Annotated in this window: 15 protein-coding genes and 1 tRNA gene; 12 read left to right on the top strand and 4 right to left on the bottom strand. The window is 72.6% G+C overall.

What is annotated here, in order from left to right; all coding sequences use genetic code 11:
• Positions 1-308: 308 nt before the first annotated feature.
• The 10 genes from J116_RS18980 to J116_RS18940 all read left to right on the top strand — a co-directional run bounded on the left by J116_RS18980 (position 309) and on the right by J116_RS18940 (position 9,066).
• Positions 309-575, top strand: a complete 267-nt coding sequence (locus tag J116_RS18980) for a DUF6284 family protein (RefSeq protein ID WP_023588653.1) — start codon at positions 309-311, stop codon at positions 573-575.
• On the top strand, positions 572-1,438 hold the full coding sequence (locus J116_RS18975) for a hypothetical protein (protein ID WP_023588652.1): 867 nt from the start codon (positions 572-574) through the stop codon (positions 1,436-1,438). The genes J116_RS18980 and J116_RS18975 overlap by 4 nt, the downstream gene beginning before the upstream one ends.
• Positions 1,439-1,520: 82 nt before the next feature.
• The gene (locus J116_RS18970) at positions 1,521-1,730 is read left to right on the top strand and encodes a hypothetical protein (RefSeq protein WP_023588651.1); all 210 of its coding nucleotides are present in this window, start codon (positions 1,521-1,523) and stop codon (positions 1,728-1,730) included.
• 96 nt (positions 1,731-1,826) lie between these two features.
• Positions 1,827-2,018, top strand: a complete 192-nt coding sequence (locus J116_RS18965; protein WP_023588650.1) for a hypothetical protein — start codon at positions 1,827-1,829, stop codon at positions 2,016-2,018.
• A 16-nt stretch (positions 2,019-2,034) separates the two neighbouring features.
• The gene (locus J116_RS29955; RefSeq protein ID WP_023588649.1) at positions 2,035-2,175 is read left to right on the top strand and encodes a hypothetical protein; all 141 of its coding nucleotides are present in this window, start codon (positions 2,035-2,037) and stop codon (positions 2,173-2,175) included.
• Positions 2,176-2,275: 100 nt separating this feature from the next.
• Positions 2,276-4,411, top strand: a complete 2,136-nt coding sequence (locus J116_RS18960; RefSeq protein WP_023588648.1) for a cell division protein FtsK — start codon at positions 2,276-2,278, stop codon at positions 4,409-4,411.
• A gap of 281 nt (positions 4,412-4,692) precedes the next feature.
• Positions 4,693-5,559, top strand: coding sequence for a bifunctional DNA primase/polymerase (locus tag J116_RS18955; protein ID WP_023588647.1), 867 nt, complete (start codon positions 4,693-4,695; stop codon positions 5,557-5,559).
• 3 nt (positions 5,560-5,562) lie between these two features.
• Positions 5,563-7,038 (top strand): ATP-binding protein, encoded by a 1,476-nt coding sequence (locus J116_RS18950; protein WP_023588646.1) that lies wholly within the window; start codon positions 5,563-5,565, stop codon positions 7,036-7,038.
• A gap of 489 nt (positions 7,039-7,527) precedes the next feature.
• Positions 7,528-7,737 (top strand): helix-turn-helix domain-containing protein, encoded by a 210-nt coding sequence (locus J116_RS18945; protein WP_037947962.1) that lies wholly within the window; start codon positions 7,528-7,530, stop codon positions 7,735-7,737.
• Between the two features lie 81 nt (positions 7,738-7,818).
• On the top strand, positions 7,819-9,066 hold the full coding sequence (locus J116_RS18940) for a tyrosine-type recombinase/integrase (RefSeq protein WP_023588644.1): 1,248 nt from the start codon (positions 7,819-7,821) through the stop codon (positions 9,064-9,066).
• Positions 9,067-9,721: 655 nt separating this feature from the next.
• Here the strand turns inward: J116_RS18940 and J116_RS18935 are convergent.
• The 4 genes from J116_RS18935 to J116_RS18920 form a co-directional block, all read right to left on the bottom strand.
• Positions 9,722-11,152, bottom strand: a complete 1,431-nt coding sequence (locus tag J116_RS18935) for a Cys-Gln thioester bond-forming surface protein (protein WP_023588643.1) — start codon at positions 11,150-11,152, stop codon at positions 9,722-9,724.
• 286 nt (positions 11,153-11,438) lie between these two features.
• Entirely contained in the window at positions 11,439-11,900 is a 462-nt protein-coding gene (locus J116_RS18930) for a single-stranded DNA-binding protein (RefSeq protein ID WP_023588642.1), read from the bottom strand.
• A 231-nt stretch (positions 11,901-12,131) separates the two neighbouring features.
• Positions 12,132-13,973: a YfjP family GTPase gene (locus tag J116_RS18925; RefSeq protein WP_028964253.1), complete on the bottom strand. Its 1,842-nt coding sequence runs from the start codon at positions 13,971-13,973 to the stop codon at positions 12,132-12,134.
• Between the two features lie 15 nt (positions 13,974-13,988).
• On the bottom strand, positions 13,989-15,572 hold the full coding sequence (locus J116_RS18920) for a dynamin family protein (protein ID WP_028964252.1): 1,584 nt from the start codon (positions 15,570-15,572) through the stop codon (positions 13,989-13,991).
• Positions 15,573-15,891: 319 nt separating this feature from the next.
• Between J116_RS18920 and J116_RS18915 the strand changes: the two genes are divergently transcribed.
• Both J116_RS18915 and J116_RS18910 read left to right on the top strand, forming a co-directional pair.
• A tRNA-Arg gene (locus J116_RS18915) sits at positions 15,892-15,967 on the top strand.
• 575 nt (positions 15,968-16,542) lie between these two features.
• Entirely contained in the window at positions 16,543-17,181 is a 639-nt protein-coding gene (locus tag J116_RS18910; protein WP_028964251.1) for an MSMEG_1061 family FMN-dependent PPOX-type flavoprotein, read from the top strand.
• The last annotated feature ends 330 nt before the right edge of the window (positions 17,182-17,511 follow it).

The raw sequence follows: 17,511 nt of genomic DNA, 5'->3' as shown, positions 1-17,511 counted from the left end.
CGTAGGCCCTGCCGCGCGAGTAGCAAGCACCTTCTCCCAGGCCGCCCTTTCGGGGCGACAAGTGATCCGTGCGCGCGGTGAGACAAGGGCAGAGATCGCGGGCCCCCACTGGGGGCCGTAGAACGCTTCGCCACCTCCGCAGCTCACCGCTGCGGCCGGTTGCCTCCTCCGTCCGTCCGGGCCCCCTTCACGGGGGTGCCGCACGGGCGGGGTCGAGGGGAGCCGGATGGTTCCAACGGCGAGAGGCCCCGGAGTTGCCCCTCCGGGACCTCGCTCGGGCCGTTCCTCTGAGAAGGGAGCACGACCCAATGAAGTCCATCGGAGCGCTTCGCGCGCCCGTTACGGCGGTGCTGTTCGACGGTGAGCCGTCGGCGGCGGAGCTGGAGGGGATCGAGCAGGAACTCCCGCTGATCCTTGCGGAAGTGGACCTGCTGGACGCGCAGATCATGACCCTGGACCGGCCGGTCACGGAGCTGGACGCCCGGCGCATCCGCCGGGCCCGCCACCGCGTCCTGGCCGCCCGCCGCGACCTGACGAACCGCGCCGCCACGGTGCAGGCGGGCGGTGCCGCGTGAACGCGAAGACCACTGTGCCGGCCGTCGCGATGACGGCGGTGTCCATGGTGCTGACCCTCGCGGTCGTGATGATGTGGCTGGGTGCGGCGGTGCCGTGGCCGGTCGCTCTGGTCGTCGGTCTGGGGATCGACGGCGGGTGGCTGGCCACTCTCGCCTACGAGCGCCGTCTGGCAGCGCAGGGCGACCACTCGCCCGCCGTCACGGCGGTGGGGTGGGGGTTCGGTCTGGTCGCCACCGGCGTCCTGGTCGCCCACGCGTTGACCGCCGAGGAGAACGCGGGTGCGTGGCTGGCCGTGGCCTGGCTGCCCCTGGCCGCGAAGGCGCTGTGGTTGGTGCACGGGCTGTGGGAGCGCACCGCGCTGACGGCGCACGCGCTCAAGACGATCCGGGGCATCCAGCAGGAGGCCCGCGACGAAGCGGCCGTGGCCCGCGCCCGGCTTCGGGCGGACGCGGTCACGGAGGAGACGCGGCTGACGGCCGTCACACAGGCCGGGGCACGCGTCGCACGCGTCCAGGCCCGCACCGCGCAAGCCCTCTCACGGGCGTGGTCCACGCTCGAAACGGTACGGGGCGGTGAGGACACCGCAAGGGCTCTAACCTGCGTGACGGGCCGTGTCACACCCGGCGTCGCACCCTCCTGGGAGCTGCCGGTGTGGGGGCCGAGCAATCCGGTCCCCCCGCTGGACGCGCTGCCCGCGCCGACGGATGCGACGGATGCGGAGCTGGACCGGCTGGTGGACGAGATCCGCCACAGCGAAACCCCGGCCCTGTCCTACCGGGAGATGGCCACCCGCTTCCGCGCCGCCGGGCACTCCGCCTCCGAGACCCGCCTGCGGGCCGCGTGGAGGCGGGTCGCCGCCTGAGCCCGTGTGGTGCCCCGCCCCCTAAGGTCCCGCCCGGACAGGCCGGGCGGGACCTCGCCCAAGACCTCTGAGGAGTGATCGCATGGGTCTGTTCCGCCGCAGCAGCAGCGAGACGCCCGCCACCGACGACGCCCGCACCCGTCGGCTCCTGGACCGGGCCGACACCGCCTTCCAGCACGAGCCGACGAACGGCCTGGACGCCGACTTCCAGTCGGTCGTCATGGAGGGCCTGATGACCGACAAGGCCGCCGAAACCTACCCGCCCACCGGCCACGGCTACCCCCGGCGCTGAACCCCGCCGTCCTGCCGCCTGCCCGATCCACCCCCGCCCGCGCGGGGGTGGTGAGGGGAGCCGGACAGCCCGGCCCACCGCCACAAGGGGGACCGCATGACCAGCAAGCAGCAGCTCGCCGCCCTCGCCGTCGCCGCCGGACGCGACATGGTCCGCATCGGCGCCCAGCACGGCATCCACTCCGACATCGCCAAGCAGGCCGCCCACCTGGCCGACAAGGCCGCCCGCGCGGCTGAGGCCGCCGGATGCGCGCCCGCCGACTACGCCCGCGCCCGCCACGCCCACTGACCACGAAGAGAGCCCCATGTACGACGACACGAGCACCGAAGAGCCCTGCGGCGAGGGCATGTGCCACTGCTCCTGCGCCGTCGGACACGTCTGCGGCTGTGACTGCTGGCGCTGCGACGAGTGCATGCAGCTCGCCGACTACTGCCAGTGCGACTAGCTAGTTCCCCCCACCCCGGAGCGGCCGTCACCCGGCCAAGGACTACCGGCCGCTCCGGGCCCTCATCCGCCCACTCGGTGGGCAGACAGGAGCTTTCAGCATGACGGACAACGTCGTACACCTCTTCAAAGACCCGCCCGCCGACACCGATGACCGGGCCCCCGCCCCGGACGCCCCGGCCGCCGACCCGCTGCCGTTGGAGGCCGCCGAGGTCCGTCCGGTGCCGGTGTGGCGCCGCAGCGGGCGGGCGGTCGGCCGGGCGGCGCGGGATGAGCGGACGCGGGCCGCCGGGCGGGCCGTGGTCCGTCACGGCTCGTACGTGGTCGGCGGTACGCGGATCGTGGCGCGCCGGGCGTGGGACGGCCGTACGGCGGCGCGGTACGAGCGGATGATCCGCGCCGCCGAAGCCGCGGGGAACCTGGAGGCGGCCGCGGAGTGGGAGGAGCGGGGGCGGCAGTACCGGGCGGCGCGTCACCAGCGGCGCATGGACCTGCTGACCTCCCCGGAGCCGCTGGTGAAGAACGCCGCCTACGCCACCGGCGGCACCCTCGCCGGTCTGCTGCTGCTCGGCGTCGCGCTCGCGGTGGCGACGAAGGAGCCGGGCGACGTGGTCACCCCGCTGATGGCGGTGGTGGAGTTCATCGAGCTGATGATTGTCATCGTCTCGGTGGTGTGGGGACCGGCCGTCGCCGTGGCGCCGTGGCTGGCGCTGTGCGGTCTGTGGGCGGTCGGCCGTCACCAGCAGGCGGCGCCGCAGTGGGCCCTTCCCGCCCAGCAGCGCGGAAGCGACGCTGGGGCGCCGATCACGCCGTCCGTCGTCGTCACCGCCCTGCGGGATCTGGGTATCGCGCCGTTGCGGAAGGCCATCAAGGAGATGGGCGACGTCGGCGCCGCGATGCTCAGCCCCATCAAGATTGCCGGATGCGGTGTCGAGGTGGATGTCACCTTGCCGTCGGGGGTGTCGACGCAGGAGGTGCAGGGGCGGCGCCGGAAGCTCGCGGAGAACCTCGCCCGGCACGAGCACGAGGTGTTCATCACCATCCCCACCGCCGCCCGCACGGTCCGGCTGTGGATCGCTGATTCGGGAGCGCTGGACGAGCCGATCGGTCCGTCCCCGCTCGTCCTGGACGCCGAGCTGCGGGCCGACTACAAGAAGGGCAAGGCGCCGTGGGGGCAGGACCTGCGCGGGGATGCCGCCGCGTTGAGCCTGTATCAGCGGCACATGCTCGTCACCGGCCTGTCGAACCAGGGCAAGACCGCCGCCGTCCGCGCCCTCGCCCTGTGGCTGGCCCTCGATCCGACGGTGGAGTTCCGGATCGCGGACCTCAAGGGCGCCGGGGACTGGGCCATGTTCGACGGGATCGCCACCGTCCTTATCCAGGGCCCCACCGACGACCACGTCATCCAGGCCACCGAAATGGTCGAGTCCGGCGTCACGGAGATGGAGCGGCGCCTGACCGCCCCGCCCGGCACCGCCTTCCCCCCGCTCATCGTCCTCGTGGACGAAGCGCAGGTCGCGTTCATGTGCCCGGCCGTGGATGAGGAGAAGCGCCCCTACGGCGGCTCCAAGGCCACGTCCCGGTACTTCATGGCGGCGCGGAAGATTCACAACCAGGGGCGTGCGGTCAATGTGCTGCTGTGGCAGGGCACGCAGGACCCCACTGACCAGAACCTTCCCAAGCTCGTCCGCGAAGGCGCCCACACCCGCGCGTCCCTCGCGCTGGGCACCGAGTCGCAGGCCCGCATGGCGCTGGGCGACAAGGCCGTGGACGGCGGCGCCGCCCCGCACCTGCTGCGCCAGGGCCTCGACAAGGGCACCCTTGTCGTGGCGAGCGACGGGATCGACATCCCGGCCGGTCAGGCGTCCATCACCGTGCGGACGCACTACATCGACACCGAGGCCGCAGCCGAGGTCGGCGCACGGGCGCGGGCCCTGCGCGACGGGGTCACCACCCTGCGGGTGATCGACACCGACGAGCCGACCGACCCGCTGACGGACATCGCCCACGTGATCGGCACCGCCCCCCGCGTGCTCACGCAGGACGTGCTCCAGCGGCTGGCCACCACCAACCCCAAGGCGTACGGGTCATGGACCCACGCCGATCTGAAGCGGGTGCTGGAGGGCACCGGAGCCCAGCCGTACAAGTCCGACGGCCGCATGGTCGTCGGCCGCGACCGCATCGCCCGAGCCCTCGCCAACCGGACCAACGACGGTTCCGCTTCCGCCGCCCAGTAGAGGGAACCGCACCCCACAACGGTCAGGGAGGCAGGGAGAACTCCCTCAACTTCTCCCTGACCCACCTCCCTCGCACTGACCTGCACAAACGACCTTGCAGGGAGGCAGGGAGGCACCCCAGCTCACAGCCCCCGAAACCCCCTCGCAGACACCCGGCGAGGGGGGGTACTCCCGCCTCCCTGAACACCCACCACACGCCATTCCGCATAAGGGCGGCCCCCATCCGACCAAGAACCGGGGCCGCCCTCTGCTCCTGATCTACTGACCTGGAGGTTTCCAGCATGACCTATGCCACCCTGATCCGGCGAGATGCCCGGGCCGGTCACCTGCCCGTCGCCCTGGCGCTGGCCGACGCAGGGGTACCGGTGCTGCCTCTGCGGGCGGGGAAGGTCCCGTTCGGCAACTGCCCCGCGTGCGCCGGCAACGCGTGCGGCGGGCGGCCGAACATGAAGACCCCCGGCTCCTGCGCGTGCCGGCGGCCGTGCCACGGCTGGGCCGCCGCCACCACCGACCCCGCCGTCATCGGCTCGCCCGCCTGGACGGCCGTGTGGAGGCGGGCGGCGGCGGTCGCCTACCACCCCGGCGGCGCGGGGGTGACCGTGGTCGACCTGGACGACGCCGACGCGGTCGCCTGGGCGCGCGAGCACCTGCCTGCCACCCGGACCGTGCCGACGACGCGGGGGGAGCACTGGATCTACCGGGGCGCCATGGAGTCCCGCAACGCGGTGCGTCCCGGCGTGGACATCAAGTCCGCCATGTCCTACGCCCGCTATCTCGGGCCCGGATCCGGCACCACGACCCCGCTCCCAGACGCCGTCCGCGCGCTGGTCGAGAAAACGCCTGGCGTGGTACGACCGCACCCCGTCACCGCCTCTTTGCCGGGCGGGGGCGGACAGTGCCCGCACCGCTCGCCCGTCTTCCTGGAACGTGGGATCGCCATGGCGGAGCAGCGCATCACCGAAGCCCGCTGCCAGGTCCACGCGACCGTCTACGCCACGTTCCTGGCAGTGCTGTCCACGCATGGCCGGTGCGGCTGCCTCACCGACGCCCACGTCACGCGGCTGTTCGCCGCCGCGCAGGCCAAGGGCGAGACCGTGCGGCACTGCTTGGACGCGTGGTCCAACGCCCGCACCGCCCTGGGGCTGTGAACCATGGCTGAGGACGACAAGACCCCGGCCCGCGAGATCATCACCGACTACGCGCAGCAGCACTTCCGGTACTTCCGCACCGCCGACGGCACCGTCTACGCCCAGCGCAACGGCCACCCCGTCGCCCGCCCCATCCGCTCACAGGGCACCACCGGAAGCCACCGCCAGGAACTCATGGTCGGCCTGTTCAAGGACGGCATCGGCGTGTTCAACGGCACCGCCCTCAAGGAAGCCCTCGACCTCATCGAAGCGCTCGCGCTCACCGAGGACGTCCAGTCTGTGCACATCCGTGTCGCGCCCGGCTTCGACGGGGCGACGTGGCTGGACCTCGGTCGCACGGACGGGCGGTCGGTGCGTATCCACCCCACCGGGTGGGACATCGCCATCCCCGACCCGCGCGAGGTGTGCTGGCGCAGGACCCAGCTCACCGGGGAACTCCCCCTGCCAGCCAAGGACACCGACGGCAAGGGCATCGACGCCCTGCTGCGGCTGACGAACTTCGCCAACGCCGAAACCGAATGTCTGGCCCTCGCCTGGCTCGTCGGATGCCTGGGCCCGTCCGTGCCTGTCCCGGCGCCGTTCCTCACCGGGCCGCAGGGGGCGGGGAAGTCCACCGCCGGGCGGATGCTCCTGCGGATCATCGAGGGCATGAGCGGCGACCTGCGCCGCGCGCCGAAGGACGAGGAGAACCTGACGGCGGCCGTCGCCGCCGGATGGGTCACCGCCCTGGACAACCTCTCCCACATGACCCCGGACCTGTCCGACGCGATGTGCTGCATCGTCACCGGAGCGGAGAACGTCAAGCGGGCCCTGTTCACCGACGGCGACGTCCACCGTGCCCGCTACCGCCGCCCCCTGCTGCTGACCGGCATCGACGTCGGCGTCATCCGCCCCGACCTCGCCGAACGCCTCCTCCCCCTCCGCCTGGAGCGGCCACGCGTGCGGCGGACCGAGGCGGAGCTGTGGGCCGAGTACGAGCAGATGCTGCCCGTCATCCTCGGCTCGCTCCTCGACCTCACGGTAAAGGTGCGGGCCGCCGAAGCCGACATCCCCACCGACCTGCGGATGGCCGACTTCGCCCACCTGTGCGCGCAGCTAGACGCGGCGACCGGTTTCGGCTCGCTCGCCGCCTACCGGGCCAGCCTGGACGACCTCAACGACGACGTCATCGAGGGCGACTTGCTCGCCCAGACCGTGCTCAAGCAGGCGGCCGGTATGGCGCCGGGCGAGGAGACGCGGATGACGTCCTCGGAATGGCTGTACGCCCTCACCGGCCTCTACAGCGGCGAAGAATGCCGCCCCCTGCCCAAAGGCTGGCCGACCACCGGGAAAGTCCTCTCCGACCGCCTCAAGCGCCTCCAGCCGACCCTTGCCGCCCGGGGCGTGCTCATCGACTGGGGCCGCACCAGGACCGCCCGCTACATCGCCATGACCCGCACGCCCGAACAGCCCGCGCACCAGCAGGACACCCTGCACTGACCGCCGCACGGCGCGCGCGGACAAGCAAGAGGAGCACCCGCCTCGCACGCCGGTGCTCCTCTTGCAGTTCGGCGGCTCGCCGCCGCCGATGGACGCGCCGCGAAGCGGCTCCGCATTTCGCGCTCTGAGCCACGCGCACTACTACAGACACCCCCCTCTTCGTCCTAAGAGGGGAGACGCTGCGTCACCTGCGTCACCCAAGGGCCGCAAACAGCCGGTGACCTGCCACGACGGGAGTGACGCAGACGGCTGCGGCTGCGTCATCCCGCGTCACCTGCGTCATCGGTGACACAAGCCCTGCGTCACCGATGACGCACCCCACCACCCGCTGCGTCATAGGAAAGCCGCAGGTCAAGCGCATGGCATGACGTAGATGACGCAGTGACGCAGAAATCCGAACCTCGGACAGGCGCGGACGCACGAGAGCCACGACTCAAAGCCACGTCACCCAACTTCGGAGGGCGCCCAGTGAAGCCCGAACCCGACCCCATGGCCACACTCCGAGGCGGTCTTCCCGACCGCTACCTCACCCCCGACGACATCGCCGTGATGTTCTCCGTCCCCATCGAGACCGTCTACCACTGGCGCAAGCAGCACACCGGCCCGCCCGGCTTCCGCGTCGGCCGCCACGTCCGCTACGACCCCGCCGCCGTCCGCGCCTGGGTCACCCAGCAGAGCGCCCTCGACACGGCCGCCTGACCACACCAACCCGTCGGCCCGTGCCGCCCCGCCCAGGAGCGGCACGGGCCTTCCAGCGCAGCGAAAGGACCCACAGCCCACATGGCTGGCCACATCCAAGACCGCTGGTACAAGACCGAACCCGGCCCAGACGGCAAGCCCCGCCGCGTGAAAACCGACCGCTACGGCACCGGCATGCGCTACCGCGCCCGCTACATCGCCCCCGACGGCAGCGAGCAGTCGCAGAGCTTCCCAGACCGTGAGAAGGGCCGGGCCGAGAAGTGGCTCAGGCGAATCCAGGCGGACATGGACGCAGGGCAGTTCTTTGATCCGAAAGCCGGGCGGATCACGTTCCGCGAGTACGCCGAGAAGTGGCTCGCCGAACTGACGACCGACGCTGTCAGCCAGGAGGTGGTGAGGCGACGGATTCGGCTCCACGCCATCCCTTCACTGGGTGCCCGCCCCATGGGGTCGTTCAAGCCGGAACACATGAGAGCTTGGCTGAGCAGCCTCAAGGTTTCGCTCCCCAATGCGACGTACCGGCGAGCCATCTACGACTCTGTCTCGTCGCTGTTCAACGCAGCGGTAGACGACGGAGTCATCCGGTCGAATCCGTGCCACGCCCAGTCAGTCAAGGCCCCCGAACCGGACCCGCGCTTGGTCAAGCCGTGGCCCGAGGAACGCGTCTTCGCCGTCCGGGCAGGACTGCCCGACCGGTACGCCGCCACTGTGGACGTCGGTGGGGGCTGTGGTCTGCGCCAAGGGGAGATCTTCGGATTGGATCAGGAAGACATCGACTTCACGAACGGGTGGCTCCACGTCCGGCAGCAGGTCAAGCGCGTAGGCGGCACGCTCGTGTTCGCTCCACCCAAGCGCGGCAAGCTCCGTGACGTGCCGCTGAGCCCGGTGACCGCCGAGGCTCTACGCGCCCATATGGAGCGCTTTCCGCCCGTCGAGGTGAAGTTGCCTTGGAAGACCCCGGATGGGCCGCTGGTGGCCCGCCAGCTCGTCTTCACGAGCACCGTGGGCAATGCCATCTGGCGCAGCTACTTCGATGACTACGTCTGGAAGCCAGCCCTGGCGTCCGCTGGCGTCATCCCGCCCCGAGAGCCAGGCAAGCGATACGCTGCCGCACCGGACGACGGGATGCACGCACTGCGGCACTTCTACGCCTCGGTACTCCTGGACGGGGGCGAGAGCATCAAGGCCCTGAGCGTGTACCTCGGGCACTCGGATCCGGGATTCACGCTCCGGATCTACACGCACCTGATGCCGAGCAGCGAGCAGAGGACACGGGCGGCGGTGTCTGCGGTCTTCGGACGCGCTTCGGACGTCCCCCTGGCGGCCTGACGGCCCACAGACGGCCCACGGCCCCACGACGGCCCCTGATGGACGGCTCCCCCGCAGGTCAGGGGGCCCCTTTCTACTCCGGATTCGCAAGAAACACCCCATCTTGCCTGACCGCCACCCCCAGACGAAAACGAGTAGTCCGGGCACCTGCCGACCGGGGCCACGGGAAGACACGCTTCCGCTTCTGGACGCCCCCCTCGGAGGTCACCCCCGCCCGCGAACGTGCCTCCACGGCCTGGGACGGCCCGCAGAGCCGGGCGACAGCCCGAGGACGGCTCGGCAGCCCCCTACGGACGGCGGGGGAAAGCCCCGGAGAGCCGGGGACTGCCGGCGTTTCCGACAGACGGTGACGGACGGCCCGAAGAGCCCTGGGGGCCCCGAGGTGGGCGAGGGACTGCGGGCGAAGGGCCTGGGAGAGTCAGGGCGTGGCCCGGGAGAGCCACGCGGCCGGAGCACAGTCGGGGGACGTCCTCTCGAAGACACGGGCACAGGACAACGGGGCGTCCCCTGGACGCCGCGGGGCTCACGGACCTCACCAGTACGAGCCGCACGTCCTTGACCGGCTCGCCGGGCGCGCCGGCTCGCGGGGCGGGGGAACGGGGACGGCCCCGGGCGCGGTGTGCGTCCGGGGCCGTCCCTGTGGGTCGCTACGGGGTCACTGACCGGCCGCGGCGCCCTTCTTCTTGCGGACGAGGAAGACCGCGCCGCCGCCCAGCAGGAGCAGCGCGACGGCGATGCCCGCGATCATCGGCGTGGCGTTGGAGGCGCCGGTCTCGGCGAGGTCACCGGTGGTGTCGTCACCGCCGGTCGCACCGTCGGTGGTGCCGCCGGACTGCGGGGTCGGCTCGGAGCTCGGCTTGTCGTCGCCCGTGGTCGGCGGGGCGGTCGTGTCGCTGCTGGTCTTGCAGTCGAGGACGCCCTTGAACGTCTTCTTCTCGCCGCCGGGCAGGTCGATGGTGAACTCGTACGGCTGGTCCTCGGCGACCGGGATGGTGACGGTCTTGGACTCGCCCGCGCCGATCTCGACCTTCTGGTTCGCCAGCTCGAAGGTGAACGCCTCGTCGCCCTCGTTCTTCGCGGTGACGTCGACGCCGCCCTTGGCGCAGTTCTTCTCGGCGGTCAGGGCCGGGATGGCGCCCTTCTTCGCCCAGGTGGCGCTGCCGGTCGCGGAGACGGTCGACTCGCTGGAGCCGGCCAGGATCTGCGTCTGGCTCTTGGAGAGGCTGGCGAAGGCGCGGCCCACGGAGACGGACGTGCTCGCCTGGACGTTGAACTTCGCGGAGCCGTCAGCCGTGCCGGCGGGCACGTCGACGTACAGCTCCTGGCCGTCCTTGGCCTCGGTGACCGGCTTGCCGTCCTTGTCGGTGACCTTCACACCGGCGACGTCCGGGGCGGTCACGGTGGCCGTCCCGGCGTTGGTGCGGACGGTGATCGGGCCGAGCTTGCCGCCGGCCTTGCCGGAGACGGCGTTCGGCTCCAGGGTCAGCGACGCCTTGGGCTCTTCGAGCTTCTTGGCGTTCTCCTCCAGCCAGTCGGCGAGCTTCTCGGCGGCCGGGTCCTTGGCCTCGACGTTCGCGCCGTCGGAGAAGCGCCAGATGGCGACCTGCGTGCCGGCGGCGGCGGTCTTCTCCGTCAGGGGGCCGCTCTGCGCCTTCTCGGCCAGCGCGGCGAGGTTGTCCACCTGCGGGTAGGAGTTCTTCAGGACCCACAGGATCTTGCCGGCCTGCTCGTTGTGCCCGAGCGAGGTCTGCTCCCAGGGCGTCTCGAGGTACTTGGCCTTCTGCTGGGTCGGGTTGTGGATGTCGATGCAGTACGTCTTGAGCGTGCCGCCCCCGTCGACGGCCATCTCGAAGAGGCCCGCGGGAAGCGACTTCTCCTTGCCGTTCTCCTTGAAGACGGCACCGTCGTAGGTGGTCAGCCCGTTGAGGGTGGCGGAGGCGCCTCCCTGGTGGTGGGGGGTCTCGTCGGCGACGGCGACGGCCGTCCCGGCTATGGAGCCTCCCACGGCCAGACCGGAGGTCAGGACCGCGGCGGCGACCCGGCGGCCGAGCCGCTCCCGCCGCTGGACAGAAAACGCAGCAAACACAGATTTCCCCTCTGGGCGAGTCCTCCTGCGCCGTGCCCACGGCGCGGATCACGTCGTGGGACACGTGGGGGATGGGACTCGCCTGATGACTCAAGTGCCCCGTGAGTACCGGAATCCTAGAGAGGCGGCCACGGCGAGTCCCCCCTGATGCCCTCGCTCAACCATTCCGATTCAGAATCGTTACCGTCAACCGCGCATGAACCTCGTGACTTTCGGCCAAAGGGCGTTCAACTCTGCGCGATGACCGTCCCGTTCGTGCCGGTATGGGCGGCGTTCTGAGGCCATCTCAGGTGGCTACCAGCTCCGGGCCGCGCACTGGCAGCTCCTCCGGCCCTTCCGTCATGGCTTGTTCAGGTCCTCGCTTCCCGCCCCGGCGGAACGCCGACGTGCCGCGCGCCAGGTCGTGGCCGACGGCCACCGCGTCGATGTCCACGAAGGTCCTGCGCTGCCCCCCGGGTCCGCCCTGCCCGCCCTGCCCGGCGACCGGCTGCTCCTCACGGACCCTCAGCCGCCCGTGCACGACCAGCGGTTCACCGACGGTCACCGACGCCGCCAGGTTCGCACCGAGCTGCCGCCACGCGCTGACCGTGTAGAAGCTGGTGGGCCCGTCGGACCACGCCGCACGCTCCCGGTCCCACCGACGGGCCGTGGCGGCGAAGCGGAACCTCGCCACCCCGCCCGTCGGCGTCTCCCTGTACTCCACGTTGGTCGCCACGTTCCCCACGACCGTCACCAGGGTGTCGTTCATGACGCGTTCTCCTCCCCGTTCGCGACGCTCCCCCGCGTCGTCCGTCCCTCCATGGTGGCCGCGACGGGCCCACCCCGCTCGGCCCTGTGGACGGCGACGGCGCCTGGGGAAATCCCCGTCACCCGTTCGTGGAACGACGTGCCGGAGACCCACGCCACGGGTTCGCCCAGCGGGCCGGGACGGTCACCTCACCGGGGCCTGAGCCGACGGCCCCGGGAGGCCCCTGCGCGCTCACCCGGTCGGGACCCTGCCGCCCGACACCGTCGCGTACTGCTCCCGAACCTCCCGGTACCGCATCAGCTCCGTCGCGATCGGGTCCAGGACCATGGCCCGCCCGCAGCCCGCCGCCGCCTCGCGCAAGCGCCGCTCCGTCTCCCGCCCGTACCGGCGCGCGGGCCCACGGGCCGCCGCCACGCACGCCCACTCCACGAGCGGCCCGCCCACGATCCCGGCGAGCATCACCAGCACCGGCGGCATCAGCCCCGGCTCCAGTACGCCCACGATCTGCCCCACCAGCCACAGCGCGCCGAACACCTGGAGCAGCGTCATGGAGGCCTGGACCAGCACGGCGACCGGCCACCAGGCGGGGCGCGGCGGCTTCCCGCCCGGCTTCGGGTCACGGGCTCCCGCCGCCAGTTCGTCAAGCGCCTCCGGCAGGCCCCGCGCGCCGCGCGCCGCCGCCTCCCGCACCGCCTGCGCCCACGGGGCGGGCAGCCCCCGCGCGGCCTCCTCGGCGACGACCCGTACGGCGTGCTCGACGCGCTGCCGGGCCGTCGGCTCCTCCTCCGGCGGGGGCGTCCCCGCAGGCTCGCCGCCACCGCCGCCGGGGGTGCGCAGCCGCTCGTACCAGCGCCACAGCCGCAGCCACGGGGTGCCGCAGGCGCGTCCGGCGTTGCGCCGCCACTCGCGCTCGGCGGCCTCGCCCGCGGCGGCGGCGCCGACCGCGACGGCGAGCCGGGCGGTGAAGTCCTCCCGGGACCGCTCGCCGAGCCCCGGGCGCCCCTCCCCCACGTAGACGGGGCGCAGCCGGCTGGCGGCCGCGTCGACGTCGGCGGACAGGCGACGGGTCGCGGCCTGGTGGCCCTGGACGAACGTGCCGAGCAGTTCGCGCAGTTCGGGGACGCCCTCGCCGGTCAGGGCGGACAGGGCGAGGACGGTGGCGCCCGGTTCGCCGTGTTCGCCGAGGGCCACGCCGTCGTCGTCGAGGAGGCGGCGCAGGTCGTCGAGGACCTGGTGGGCTGCGTCGCCGGGGAGGCGGTCGATCTGGTTGAGGACGACGAAGGTGATCTCGGCGTGCCCGGCCAGCGGCCGCAGGTACCGCTCGTGGAGGGCGGCGTCGGCGTACTTCTCCGGGTCCACGACCCAGATGACGGCGTCCACCAGGCCGAGGACGCGGTCGACCTGGTCGCGGTGGGCGGTGAGCGCCGAGTCGTGGTCGGGCAGGTCCACGAGGACGAGCCCGCGCAGCGCCTCGTCGCCGTCGCCGCCCGCGAGGGGTCTGCGGCGCAGCCGGCCGGGGATGCCGAGCCGGTCCAGGAGCCCGGCGGCGCCCTCGGACCAGGTGCAGGCGATGGGCGCGGCGGTGGTGGGGCGTCTGAGGCCGGTCTCGGAGACGGGCACCCCGGCGAGTGCGTTGATCAGTGTCGATTTGCCGCTTCCCGTGGCGCCCGCGATGGCGACGACGGTGTGCCGTGAGGAGAGCCGCTGCCGGGCGGCGGCCTCGTCCAGTACGCGGCTCGCCTCGGCGATGACGGGAGGGTCGAGGCGGGTCGCGGACAGCCCCAGGAGGTCCCGCAGGGCGTCGAGGCGGACCTTGAGGGCGGCGGCGTGGGCGCCGCCGGGGGGTTCGTCGCGGGGCGGCACGGCCCCGCCGCTCCCGTCACCGGGCCCGCCGTCGTACGGTCCCGAGCCGCCGGCGCCGTACGGCCCTGAGCCACCTGACCCGGACCCGGACCCACTGCCGTACGTCCCGGACGCGCCGCCCTCGCGGTCGTCGGCGGTGCCCGCGCGCAGCGGCGTGTCCCCGGCGGCGGTCCGGCGGGCGATCAGCCCGTCGTCCCACTTCTGCTCCACGGCGCTCACCCGCCGTCACCTCTCCTTCTGCAGTACGGACAGTGCGGCGATGAGCTCGGCTTGCGGCTCCGGGGTGACGCCCAGCGCGTCGATGGGCGCCAGGCGCCGGTCGCGTTCCTCCTTGAGGACGCGGTCGATGTACGTGTCGATCAGTTCGGCGCCCTTGTCGCGCAGGCGCAGGGTGCCCTGGGCGCCGATCAGCTCGGCGAGCTGCTCCCCCGCCCCGCGCGCGCGGCGACCGCCCAGGAGGGTGGCGGCGAGCAGTGCGGCGACGGTGTCGGCGTCGGGTACGGGGGTGCGTTCGGTACGCCGTACCTCGTCCTCGGCCAACTCCTCCAGGACGCGGCGCCAGCGGCGTACCGCCATGCCGACCCGCTCGCACGCCTCCCGGTCGCGCCCGACGGGGGCGGGGCCGAGCGCCCCTGCGGCGGGTTCGTGGCGCCACGCCTCCCGCAGCCGCTCGTCGGCGGCGGCGACGGCGCAGTGGAGGAGGGCGCCGAAGGACTCGGCGATGGCGTCGAGCAGTTCGGCGGAGGTGCTGTCGTGGGGGTGGGCGCGCCAGCGGGCGCGGGCGTCGCCGGAGAGGACGGCGCCGCGCAGCAGTTCGTGCCGCACCCGCTCGCCCTCCGCCTCGTACGCGGCCTCGACGGCTCCGGTGAGCCGCAGGGCGGCGGCGCACTGGGCGGCGACGGCTCCGGCGAGCTCGGGCATGCGGACGCGCAGTGAGTCGATGACGCCGTTGGCGGTGCGGCCGGCGGTCTGCTGCCGGGCCGCGGGGTCCTGGGCGCGGTGGGCGAGCCAGGCGCGGAGGGAGGCGACGGCGGTGTCGGGCAGCAGGCCGCTGCCGCCGCCCGCGGACTCGGGCAGCTCGGGGATGGTGAAGCGGGGTACGGCACCGAGGCCGGCGCGGACGAGGAGCGCCTCGTACTGGCGGGAGACCTCGCCGATCACCTGGTGCGGGACGCGGTCGAGGACGGTGACGAGCGTGGCGTCGTACTCCTTGGCCGTGCGGAGGAGGTGCCAGGGGACGGCGTCGGCGTAGCGGGACGCGGTGGTGACCATCACCCAGATGTCGGCGGCGCAGATGAGCTCGGCGGCCAGTTCGCGGCTGCCGACGAGGAGGGAGTCGATGTCGGGCGCGTCGAGGAGGGCGACGCCGCGGGGGAGCGTTTCGGCGGTCTCCAGGCGCAGGGCGCGGCCTTCCGGCTCGTCGTCGCCGTCCTCGCCGGGGGCGCCCCAGACGCGGGTGAAGCGGGGCAGGACGCGGGTGCCGGAGAACCAGTGCTCGTCGTCCGGGTGGCAGACGAGGACGGGGACGCGGGTGGTGGGCCGCAGGACGCCTGCTTCGCTGACGGGGCGCCCTACAAGGGAGTTGACGAGGGTGGACTTGCCCGCGCCGGTCGATCCGCCGACGACGGCGAGGAGCGGGGCTTCGGGGTCGCGCAGTCGGGGGACCAGGTAGTCGTCGAGCTGGGCCAGCAGCTCCGCCCGCGTCTGCCGCGCCCGGGGAGCCCCCGGAATGGGCAGTGGGAGACGCACAGCGGCGACACGGTCGCGCAGGGCGGAGAGTGCGTCGAGAAGCTGAGGCCGTACGTCCAAGGTCACCACATGTGAAGAATGCCCAATTTCAGCATCTTTTTGAAGCGTATGGGCCTCTCTGCGCGCCGGTCGCACACGGGGACAGAGGGGATGAGTGGGGCGCAGGCATAACGAGTGCACAACACCCGAGCCGTGAGGCGCGAAAAGCGCTGCGGGAATCGCACCTGCCTGCGATTATCGGGTTCGCTTCACCGAACCTCCACATCGTGCCACGCAGGTGAAGCGACCGGGCCAAGGTGACCGGAGCCCTATCCTTGACCCCGGCAAGGTCACGGACCACCCTCCGGGGCTCCAGCGGCCACCAGGCCACACACCACCGGCCCCCGTAGCTCAGTGGATAGAGCAGGTGCCTTCTAAGCACTTGGCCGCAGGTTCGAGTCCTGCCGGGGGCGCCAGTCTCCGCCCTCCCCTCGGGGAGGGCTTTTCGCTGGTCAGAGCCCGTGTCGACCGCCACGACGAGGCCGCGGGCGCCATCTGGGTGGACAAGGGCGGACTCCGGGGCTGTCCGGCTGTCACCGCGTTCTGGCGGGTGGCCGTGTCGAAGTTTCCGGGCCGCAGGGCCAGCCGGCGCCAGGCGGGCCTTTCGACTGGTCAGGGGCGGTTTCCGGCCGGACCGGAGGCGGGGACCGGCGGCGAGCTCACCGCCGTCGAGAAGGACTACGGGCTCCGTCTGGGCCACACCCCGGTGACACTGCCGCCGAGCGGCCGACTCGCGCCGCCCCGCAGGGGGAAGGCCCGGCGCACCGGTGACGCCCGGGCCTCTGCTCGCCCCGGGCGACCCCCTCCGGTGCGCGTGACGCGGGTACGCGGAGCGCCTCGGCTCGCCGCGCCCGGCCGGGCGGGCGGGGGTGTCCACCTCATGGGCGGCCTGCGGATCGGCGGGCGCGGACTCGGCCTGGCAGCGGGGCCGAGGTGCGCTGCCCCGGTCGTCTAGGGTCATGCGCATGACCCCGACAGGGGGACCGACGGCTTGTTCTTCGAATCTTGCCGGGCGGACGCCCTCACCAGCCCGGAACAGGTGCGGGAGCTCTACCCGCAGCCGAACCCGCATGCGCTCCGCAAGGGGACCGACCGCCTGACGGAGGAGACCCGGGCGCTGATCGGCTGCTCCCCGCTGGTGTTCATCGGCAGCGCGGACGCCGAAGGCCCGGCGGACGTGACGCCGCGTGGCGGCCCGGCCGGATTCGTATCGGTGCTCGACGAGCGGACCTTGGTGATCCCGGACGCGACCGGCAACAAGCGGCTCGACACCCTGCACAACGTGCTGGAGACCGGACGCGTCGGCCTGCTCTTCCTCGTCCCCGGCCGCCCGACCACACTGCGCGTCAACGGCGGCGCGTGCGCCTCCGCCCGCCCGGAGCTGCTCGCCCGGCTCACGCCCGTCGGCAAACCGCCGGTCACGGCGATCGTGGTGCATGCCGAGCAGGTCTATCCGCACTGCCCGAAGTCGCTGATGCGCGCCAACGCCTGGCAGCCGGAACGGTGGCTGCCCGCTGACGCCCAGCCGACGAGCGCCGAGGTGACGCTGACCCAACTGGACCTGCCGGGCCTGACCATGGACCAGGTCGAGGAAGCCGAGCGCGAGTCGCTGCGCCTGCGGTACGAGTGAATCCCGCCGTGGGCGCGCGGTGAACGGACCGAAGACCGTGGCCATGGGGCGCCTGGCGGGTCATCCGGGGATGGATGGGGCACGCCGAAGTTCACGATCGGGGGGCCATGCCGCAGCAGGCGTCCTCGTACGATCCCCTTCCTCTGGACGAAGCAGTGCCCGAAGTGCCGGGCGCTCGCTTAGACCGGACCATTTCGCAGCGAGCAGCTCGGCACGGCGATCCATGCTGTTGTACGACTCGTCCGCCGTGCGGACGCCAGTGCGGCGGTCACCGGTACCTGACGACTCGACGGGTCGACCCGGGGGCGCCCGGACCGGTTCGCGCGAGCA

It is taken from the genome of Streptomyces thermolilacinus SPC6 (genome assembly GCF_000478605.2).
GTDB classification, from domain to species: Bacteria; Actinomycetota; Actinomycetes; order Streptomycetales; family Streptomycetaceae; genus Streptomyces; species Streptomyces thermolilacinus.
This window is presented reverse-complemented; position numbering and strand designations above follow the sequence as displayed.

Coding starts and splice junctions, on each gene's coding strand:
- J116_RS18980 (WP_023588653.1), top strand. CDS start 309: ATGAAGTCCATCGGAGCGCTTCGCGCGCCCGTTACGGCGGTGCTGTTC.
- J116_RS18970 (WP_023588651.1), top strand. CDS start 1,521: ATGGGTCTGTTCCGCCGCAGCAGCAGCGAGACGCCCGCCACCGACGAC.
- J116_RS18965 (WP_023588650.1), top strand. CDS start 1,827: ATGACCAGCAAGCAGCAGCTCGCCGCCCTCGCCGTCGCCGCCGGACGC.
- J116_RS29955 (WP_023588649.1), top strand. CDS start 2,035: ATGTACGACGACACGAGCACCGAAGAGCCCTGCGGCGAGGGCATGTGC.
- J116_RS18960 (WP_023588648.1), top strand. CDS start 2,276: ATGACGGACAACGTCGTACACCTCTTCAAAGACCCGCCCGCCGACACC.
- J116_RS18955 (WP_023588647.1), top strand. CDS start 4,693: ATGACCTATGCCACCCTGATCCGGCGAGATGCCCGGGCCGGTCACCTG.
- J116_RS18950 (WP_023588646.1), top strand. CDS start 5,563: ATGGCTGAGGACGACAAGACCCCGGCCCGCGAGATCATCACCGACTAC.
- J116_RS18945 (WP_037947962.1), top strand. CDS start 7,528: ATGGCCACACTCCGAGGCGGTCTTCCCGACCGCTACCTCACCCCCGAC.
- J116_RS18940 (WP_023588644.1), top strand. CDS start 7,819: ATGGCTGGCCACATCCAAGACCGCTGGTACAAGACCGAACCCGGCCCA.
- J116_RS18930 (WP_023588642.1), bottom strand. CDS start 11,900: ATGAACGACACCCTGGTGACGGTCGTGGGGAACGTGGCGACCAACGTG.